Origin of the sequence: Pollutibacter soli (genome assembly GCA_029269725.1) — a bacterium.
GTDB classification, from domain to species: domain Bacteria; phylum Bacteroidota; class Bacteroidia; order Chitinophagales; family Chitinophagaceae; genus Pollutibacter; species Pollutibacter soli.
This window is the reverse complement of the sequence record JARJHS010000006.1, coordinates 398,929-406,702: the sequence shown is the minus strand read 5'-3', so window position 1 is coordinate 406,702 and position 7,774 is coordinate 398,929. Positions and strand designations below refer to the sequence as shown.

7 protein-coding genes are annotated in these 7,774 nt (G+C 42.8%); all 7 read left to right on the top strand.

All coding sequences use genetic code 11. The features are described 5' to 3' along the window. Positions 1–218 precede the first annotated feature (218 nt). The 7 genes from nuoH to P2W82_RS16745 all read left to right on the top strand — a co-directional run bounded on the left by nuoH (position 219) and on the right by P2W82_RS16745 (position 7,771). Positions 219–1,295 (top strand): NADH-quinone oxidoreductase subunit NuoH, encoded by a 1,077-nt coding sequence (gene nuoH / locus P2W82_RS16775; RefSeq protein WP_336517070.1) that lies wholly within the window; start codon positions 219–221, stop codon positions 1,293–1,295. Between the two features lie 11 nt (positions 1,296–1,306). Next, on the top strand, positions 1,307–1,783 hold the full coding sequence (locus P2W82_RS16770) for a 4Fe-4S binding protein (RefSeq protein WP_336517069.1): 477 nt from the start codon (positions 1,307–1,309) through the stop codon (positions 1,781–1,783). Beyond that, entirely contained in the window at positions 1,780–2,325 is a 546-nt protein-coding gene (locus tag P2W82_RS16765; RefSeq protein ID WP_336517068.1) for an NADH-quinone oxidoreductase subunit J family protein, read from the top strand. Before P2W82_RS16770 ends, P2W82_RS16765 begins: the two co-directional genes overlap by 4 nt. Before the next feature lie 278 nt (positions 2,326–2,603). Next, on the top strand, positions 2,604–2,918 hold the full coding sequence (gene nuoK / locus P2W82_RS16760; protein ID WP_336517067.1) for an NADH-quinone oxidoreductase subunit NuoK: 315 nt from the start codon (positions 2,604–2,606) through the stop codon (positions 2,916–2,918). A 13-nt stretch (positions 2,919–2,931) separates the two neighbouring features. Next, positions 2,932–4,863: an NADH-quinone oxidoreductase subunit L gene (nuoL, locus tag P2W82_RS16755; protein WP_336517066.1), complete on the top strand. Its 1,932-nt coding sequence runs from the start codon at positions 2,932–2,934 to the stop codon at positions 4,861–4,863. Positions 4,864–4,866: 3 nt separating this feature from the next. Next, complete coding sequence (locus P2W82_RS16750; protein ID WP_336517065.1) at positions 4,867–6,354, top strand: complex I subunit 4 family protein; 1,488 nt, start codon at positions 4,867–4,869, stop codon at positions 6,352–6,354. 16 nt (positions 6,355–6,370) lie between these two features. Further along, entirely contained in the window at positions 6,371–7,771 is a 1,401-nt protein-coding gene (locus P2W82_RS16745) for an NADH-quinone oxidoreductase subunit N (RefSeq protein WP_336517064.1), read from the top strand. Positions 7,772–7,774 lie beyond the last annotated feature (3 nt).

Sequence of the window (7,774 nt, the reverse complement as noted above, 5' to 3'; positions counted from 1 at the left end):
CAGGTGGAGAAAATTTCTGAATTGACTTGTAGAAACTTTTAACAATGCTGAGCTTTCGCTTCGGCACCACAGCCTTTTACATAGCAGTAGTAAGTAGGGAACAGCCGGCTCTTGAAAATGTGAAACAAATTTGCAAACGCAGGTTTCTACGTTTAATGTTTAACGTTATACGTTCAACCTTTAACTTATAACTTAACACCCATAACTTATAACTCAAAATGTGGAGCCTATCGGGCATAACATCTGAAATCAATCACTGGCTGTACGAAAGTTTCAGTCCTTTCTGGGCGGTGACGATCGAGATGGCCCTGGTATGCGTGCTCGTGATCACATTGTTTGCCGTATTGGGATTGATACTGGTGTTGATGGAGAGAAAAGTTTCTGCATATATGCAAATTCGCCTGGGACCAAACAGGGTGGGGCCGAAAGGCATGTTTCAAACGGTGGCGGATACAGTGAAATTATTGGTTAAAGAAGGCCTGACACCAGCAGGAGCAGATAAGGTGATGTTTAACCTTGCGCCGTTTATTGCCATGATATCAGCGATGCTGCTGATGGCGCCGATTGCTTTCGCCAGGAATTTTCAGATATGGGATCTGAATATCGGAGTGCTTTATCTATCTGCTGTATCGTCACTCTCAGTAATTGCGATATTAATGGCAGGCTGGAGCAGTAATAATAAATATTCATTGCTTGGGGCGATGAGAAGTGGGGCACAGATTGTGAGCTATGAATTATCAGCCGGACTTTCATTACTAAGCATTGTTGTTCTCACGGGTAGTTTGAGTGTTTCTGAAATTATTCAATCACAGGCAGATGGATGGTGGATTTTCAAAGGGCATCTTCCGGTAATCCTGTCATTTATAATTTTCATCATTGCAGTAACAGCTGAAACCAACCGCGCACCTTTTGATATGGCTGAAGCAGAATCAGAACTGACGGCGGGTTTTCACACGGAATATTCGGGAATGAAGTTTGCGCTTTTTTTCCTGGCGGAGTATGTGAATGTGTTTATTGTTTGCGCCATCGCTGCAACGATTTTCCTTGGTGGATGGATGCCTTTACATATCGGAAACTGGGAAGGATTCAATAAGATAATGGATTATGTTCCTTCATCTATGTGGTTCTTTGGTAAAACATTTTTCCTCATTTTCGTGATCATGTGGTTTCGCTGGACATTTCCAAGGCTTCGCATTGATCAGTTGCTTAACCTGGAATGGAAATATCTGTTGCCAATCAGCATGGTGAATATTTTATTGGTGACATTGATTGCGATTATGAAATGGCATTTTTAAATTGAATGACAATGGGAGCAAAAAAATACTTTGGTGACATTTTTGGAGCGGTAAAATCACTGCTCACGGGAATGAAGCGCACCGGGTATTATTTTACTCACCATAAAGAAATCATTACCGAACAGTATCCGGATAACCGCGCGACACTGGTGTTGCCGGAGAGATTTCGTGGTGAAGTGGTAATGCTGCATTCCGAAGAGAATACACATCGTTGCACCGGTTGTACTGCATGTGAGCTGGCCTGTCCTAACGGAACTATTAAGATTATTACAAAGTTTGAAGTAAACGCTGAGGGGAAGAAGAAGAAGGCGCTGGATACATTTATATATCATCTTGAATTGTGTACCATGTGTAATCTCTGTATCCAGGCCTGTCCGACGGATGCCATTAAAATGGCACAGACATTTGAACATAGTGTTTACGATAGAAGTTTACTGACCAAAACATTAAACCAACCCGGTTCCAAACTGGAAGAAGGCGTGGAATGACTGCTTCAGCCGTAATATTTTATTTGCTGGCGCTGCTGACCTTGGGTAGCGCATTGCTTGCTGTAACCAGCAGACACATCTTCCGTTCTGCTATTTATCTTCTTTTCTCACTGATAGGAATGGCCGGATTTTATTTCTGGTTGCAATTTGAATTTATCGCTGCTGTACAAATCGTCGTGTATGCGGGAGGGATAGCGGTGCTGATTATATTTTCTGTTTTTCTGACACAGAAATCAGGTGAGTTGCTGCCGCCGCAGAAGGGTTCGAGGAAGTTCTTCTCGGCACTCGCTGCTTTTTGCGGGTTCGCTTTGTGCATGTTGCAGATAGTAAAGCATTCGTTTCCGCTCGATGATCACGACTTTGGTGGCCCGCGCGTTGCTGACATCGGACAGCAAATGCTGAGCATTGATGATAAAGGGTACGCGCTTCCATTTGAAGTGGTGAGCATTTTGTTACTTGCAGCGATGATAGGATGTATTGTGATTGCGATGAAGTCAGGCAGCAGGCAGGAGGCAATAGGCAGTGAGAACGCCAGTAAGTAGTAAGTAGTAAGTGGTAAGTAGTAACAGCCAGGCAATAGTAAGCAGGGAACAGGAACATTTTAATGTCAGGTTTTTTTTGTAGGGATAGCGCATGCGTTGTGTCTATGGAAAAGAAGGATGCAGAAAACTGAAAACAGAAACTGAAAACCGTTTGCCGTTGATCGTAGAGACGCGATGCATCGCGTCTCTACGATCAACGAACAACGAACAACGAACAACGAACAACGAACAACGAACAACGAACAACGAACAACGAACAACGAACAACGAACAACGAAATGAACACCCCCGGATTATACCATATCCTCTTCATCAGCACTGCGCTGTTTTTTATTGGCGTGTATGGTTTTTTTACAAGAAGGAACCTCATTACAATCCTGATGAGCATCGAACTGATATTAAATAGTGTTTGTCTGAATTTCATCGCATTTAATAAATACGTATGGCCTGAGAAACTGGATGGTGTGTTTTTTACTTTGTTCATTATTGCGATTGCTGCCGCTGAAGCTGCGCTGGCGATCGCTATTATTATCAATTTATATCGTAGTCATAACACCATTGATGTGAACGCCGCTGAAGAAATGAAGTACTAACCCTTTCAAACTTATGCCGGAGCTGATATTGATACTGCTGATTCCAATAATGCCATTTGCGGCCTTTCTTTTATTGGGGCTTGCAAACGGAAACTTTATTAAACGATGGGCAGGGGCCATCGGCACCGGGGCGATACTTGTTTCTGCTGGAGCAGCTTTACTGACAGCGTACGACTATTTCTTTGTGTATGGCGGTAGTGGTGGCGCTTACAGGAAAATACTGGTTACAGAATATGAGTGGCTGCAATTCACGCCGGAAATTTCAATTAAAATGGGATTGCTGCTTGATCCGGTTGCGGTCATGATGATGGTGGTGATTAGTTTTATCTCCCTGATGGTGCACAGCTACAGTATCTGTTATCTGAAAGGGGAGCAACGATTTAATATATATTTTTCATACCTCGGTTTATTTACATTTTCCATGCTGGCGCTGGTGATGTCGTCAAATATTTTCCAGATGTATATTTTCTGGGAATTGGTCGGCGTCTCCTCATTCCTGCTGATTGGTTTTTATTATCAAAAACCTTCTGCAGTTGCAGCGGCAAAAAAAGCGTTTATCATTACACGATTTGCAGACCTTGGATTACTGATCGGAATTCTGATTCTTGCTTTCGAAGCGAAATCACTGGATTTTGAGGCGATCATCGGACAATTTGGTCATGGTAAATCAGCATCAGTTTCTACCTCATCTGCATGGCTCGGTATTTCTACCATTTCCTGGGCCATGCTGCTGGTTTTTATCGGAGGCGCCGGTAAGAGCGCGATGTTTCCATTGCATGTGTGGTTGCCCGATGCGATGGAAGGTCCGACACCTGTTTCAGCATTGATACATGCCGCAACGATGGTGGTGGCGGGCGTATTCCTGGTAGCAAGATTATTCCCCGTCTATTATTTTTCAGCTCCTGAAATACTAAACCTGATTGCATATGTCGGTGTGTTTTCTGCATTGATTGCTGCAATTATTGCATGTACTCAAACAGATATTAAAAGAGTATTGGCTTATTCCACGATGTCACAGATCGGGTTCATGATGTTTTCTCTTGGCGTTTCCGGTTTTGGCGAAGAAGGGCTTGGTTTTACAGCATCTCAATTTCATCTGTTTACACATGCATTCTTTAAAGCGCTTTTATTTCTTTGTGCAGGACTTGTGATTCACGAAGTGCACAGCAATGAAGTAAGTAAGATGGGTGGCTTGAGAAAAAGTATGCCACTGACACATATCAGTTTCCTGATTGCCTGTCTTGCAATTGCTGGCATTCCGCCGTTTGCAGGTTTTTTCAGTAAAGAAGAAATTTTGCTCGCAGCATGGGAGCGAAACAAACCGGTGTATTGGATCGCGCTTTTTACTTCTGCCCTGACTGCATTCTATATGTTCCGATTGTATTTCCTGATTTTCAGAAATAGCAATAAACATCTTCATCAACCTGAACACAGAGAAGGAAGCGCAGGACAAATGGTACCGCTTTTTGTACTTGCAGCCGGTTCTGTGGTGTTGGGGCTTATTCCTTTCGGAAGATTTGTTAGTTCTGACGGACGACCTTTAGCCACAGAACTTCACCTTGTGTTTTCGATAGCGCCTGTTCTGCTTGCAATATTAGGGGTGTCGACAGCTGCGTGGTTGTATAATGCACCAGGCAACAGACCGCAGGAAGTTTCACAACGCCTTGGAAATTTGTACAAAGCAGCATATCATAAATTTTATATCGATGAGGTGTGGTTGTTCCTGACGAAGAAAGTTATCATGAATGGTATCGGAAAACCCGCTGCATGGTTTGATAAAAACGTTGTTAATGCACTTGTGAATTTTTCCGGCAATTCAACAATAGGACTTGCCAGCAAAATAAAAAAATTGCAATCAGGGAAAGTGCAATTGTACGGGATGGTATACCTGTTCACCGTAATTGCATCTGTATTGATCATTATTTTTTTTATAAACAGAAACTAATAAATGTTGCCGCTCTGGTTATTACCTGCTCTACCGGTTATCACAGCATTGCTGGTAATTCTTTTGCCTGCAAAGCACACGAAGTTCGTGAGTTTGGCGGGTACAATATTGCAAATGATGGCGGTGGCTTTACTGACTGTTTCATTTGCGGAGCAACGAAGGGAGGGAAACAGCAGCTTATTTCTTTTTGATGAAAAAATAGAATGGTTCAGCAGCTGGAACGCGAGTCTGCATTTTGGAGTTGACGGCATCAGCGTTGCAATGATCCTGCTGACATCGCTCGTAGTGACTGCAGGTATTCTTGTTTCATGGAACATCGAAAAGCAGGGGAAAGAGTTTTTCATTTTGCTTCTACTACTTGCGTCGGGTGCATATGGATTTTTTATTTCGCTGGATCTTTTCACACTTTTTTGTTTCCTCGAAATTGCTGTTATTCCCAAATTCATGCTGATCGGTATATGGGGAAGTGGTAATAAAAATTACAGTGCAAATAAGCTAGCGTTGATGCTGATGGCAGGCTCTGCACTGATCCTGGTTGGCATTCTATTTATGTATTACCAGATGCCGATCGGAAAAAGGAGTTTTGACTTCGTAACCATTCTATCAAATCCACTTCCTCTACAATCACAATTGATTTTATTTCCGTTGGTATTTGTTGGCTTTGGCATTTTTACTGCCATTTTTCCATTTCATACCTGGGTGCCGGACGGTCACTCGTCTGCACCCACTGCAGGTTCCATGTTTCTTGCTGGAATCTCCATGAAGCTCGGAGGCTATGGTTGTCTGCGGGTTGCCACAACCTTAATGCCTGAAGCCGCACAGCATTACAGCATTGTGATTGTCATACTCGCTGCCATCGCTATTGTATATGGTGCATTTGCGACCATGATGCAGACCGATCTGAAATACATCAATGCCTATTCTTCCATCAGTCACTGCGGTTTTGTTTTACTGGGAATCGGAATGCTGACGAAATCGGGAATCAATGGTGCAGTATTTCAGATGGTATCTCACGGGTTGATGACGGCACTTTTCTTCGCAGTGATCGGGATGATGTACGCTCGTACGCATACGCGAAAGGTGAGTGAAATGGGGGGATTGCTGAAGACGATCCCATTCATTTCCGCAGCAATGTTTATTGCCGGGCTTTGTTCTCTTGGTTTACCTGGCTTAAGTGGATTCCCCGCGGAGATGACAGTGTTTATGGGCGGTTGGGAAAGACCCGAAACAATTTATCGTGTGGTAACTGTATTGGCCTGTATGTCCATTGTAATTACAGCTGTCTACATACTTCGCGCGATTGGCTCCACTGTTATGGGACCAGTTAAGAACAGAGAATTTGAAGAGTTGCCGAAAGCGATGTGGAATGAAAAGCTGGCAGCGGTTATTCTGATAGCAGGAATCGTGATCATGGGAGTTTTACCTTTTGTGTTGTACAAACTTGTAAATCCGGCGACGCAGGAAATTATAAAACAGATGGCCACCGGATAACAAACAATAGAGATCTATGCCCGATTTTTTAATATTGATGAAATCCGAGCTGCTGATCACTTTGATCATCTTCACTCTTTTACTCTTCAAATTGGGTAAAGGTTTGGCGAATGAAAAGATATTGTCGTTGGTGCAGGTCCTGCTGTTAATTAATGTTTTTGTTTCAGCGATAGGAAATACAAGAGGCTCAATTTTCGGTTCGCTATTTGTCAATAGTCCGCTCATAGGTTTTCAGAAAACCACCCTTAGCCTTGGGGTGTACCTGATCTCCCTTTCTTTCAGCGGTTGGTTCAGAAAACATGCACACCTTACGGAATTTTTTGTGTTGATTTTATCTTCATTGTTAGGTATGTATTTTCTTTTATCGTCTGGAAATCTGCTGATGTTGTATCTCTCATTGGAATTGTCAACATTACCTCTCACCGCGCTTGCCAATTTTGAACTGGAAAAAAAGAAGTCTTCGGAAGCTGCGATGAAGCTGATTTTATCATCTGCATTTTCTTCCGGCGTATTGTTATTTGGGATATCTCTTTTTTATGGTGCTACCGGAAGTCTGCAATTCGATATTGTCGGCACTTCAGACGTGATTACAGGATTTCCCATTCTCGCTCTGGTTTTTATATTCAGTGCTTTTGCATTCAAATTATCTGTTGTTCCTTTCCATTTGTGGACGGCCGATGTGTATGAAGGATCTCCTTTGCCAGTAACAGCTTTTCTTTCTGTCATATCCAAAGGAACCATGGCTTTTGTACTGCTGACACTTTTGTTTAAGGTGTTTTCCAGATATGAAGCAGTCTGGCACTGGTTGCTGGTCGCATTTTCACTGGCAACTATGATTATAGGAAATCTATTTGCAATTCGTCAGCATAATATCAAACGATTCCTTGCATTTTCCTCGATTGCTCAGGTAGGATTTATTTTAGTGGCGATGGTGGGTGTTCCGGTTACGGCAACCACGGCTGTGACTTATTTTATTCTTGTGTATCTTTTTTCCAATCTCGCTGCATTTGTTGTCGCTGGCGTTTTGTATGATCATGCGGGAATCGAGGATATTAAACGATTAAAGGGACTTCGCCAGTCAAATCCTTTTCTTGCATGGATGCTGGCATTGGCATTGTTTTCCCTCGCAGGTATTCCACCGGCCGCTGGATTTTTTGGTAAAATTTTTCTTATCGGAACAGGTGCATATTCGGGTCATGTCTGGTTTATCCTGATCGCTGCATTGAATATGGTGGTGTCGTTGTATTACTATTTGCAGATTGTGAAGCTGATGTTTATGGAAGATGCGGATCATGCAATGCCGGAATTAAAAACAGCGCGAAGCGACAGATTTACATTGATCGTTTGTACTGCGGGCATTTTACTTGGTGGTGTCTTTAGCTGGATCTATGATTATATACAAAGGATAAGTATCTGAAAT

Bases quoted from the DNA above. Each gene is read 5' to 3' on its own strand.
- nuoH (WP_336517070.1), top strand. From the start codon at position 219: ATGTGGAGCCTATCGGGCATAACATCTGAAATCAATCACTGGCTGTAC.
- P2W82_RS16770 (WP_336517069.1), top strand. From the start codon at position 1,307: ATGGGAGCAAAAAAATACTTTGGTGACATTTTTGGAGCGGTAAAATCA.
- P2W82_RS16765 (WP_336517068.1), top strand. From the start codon at position 1,780: ATGACTGCTTCAGCCGTAATATTTTATTTGCTGGCGCTGCTGACCTTG.
- nuoK (WP_336517067.1), top strand. From the start codon at position 2,604: ATGAACACCCCCGGATTATACCATATCCTCTTCATCAGCACTGCGCTG.
- nuoL (WP_336517066.1), top strand. From the start codon at position 2,932: ATGCCGGAGCTGATATTGATACTGCTGATTCCAATAATGCCATTTGCG.
- P2W82_RS16750 (WP_336517065.1), top strand. From the start codon at position 4,867: ATGTTGCCGCTCTGGTTATTACCTGCTCTACCGGTTATCACAGCATTG.
- P2W82_RS16745 (WP_336517064.1), top strand. From the start codon at position 6,371: ATGCCCGATTTTTTAATATTGATGAAATCCGAGCTGCTGATCACTTTG.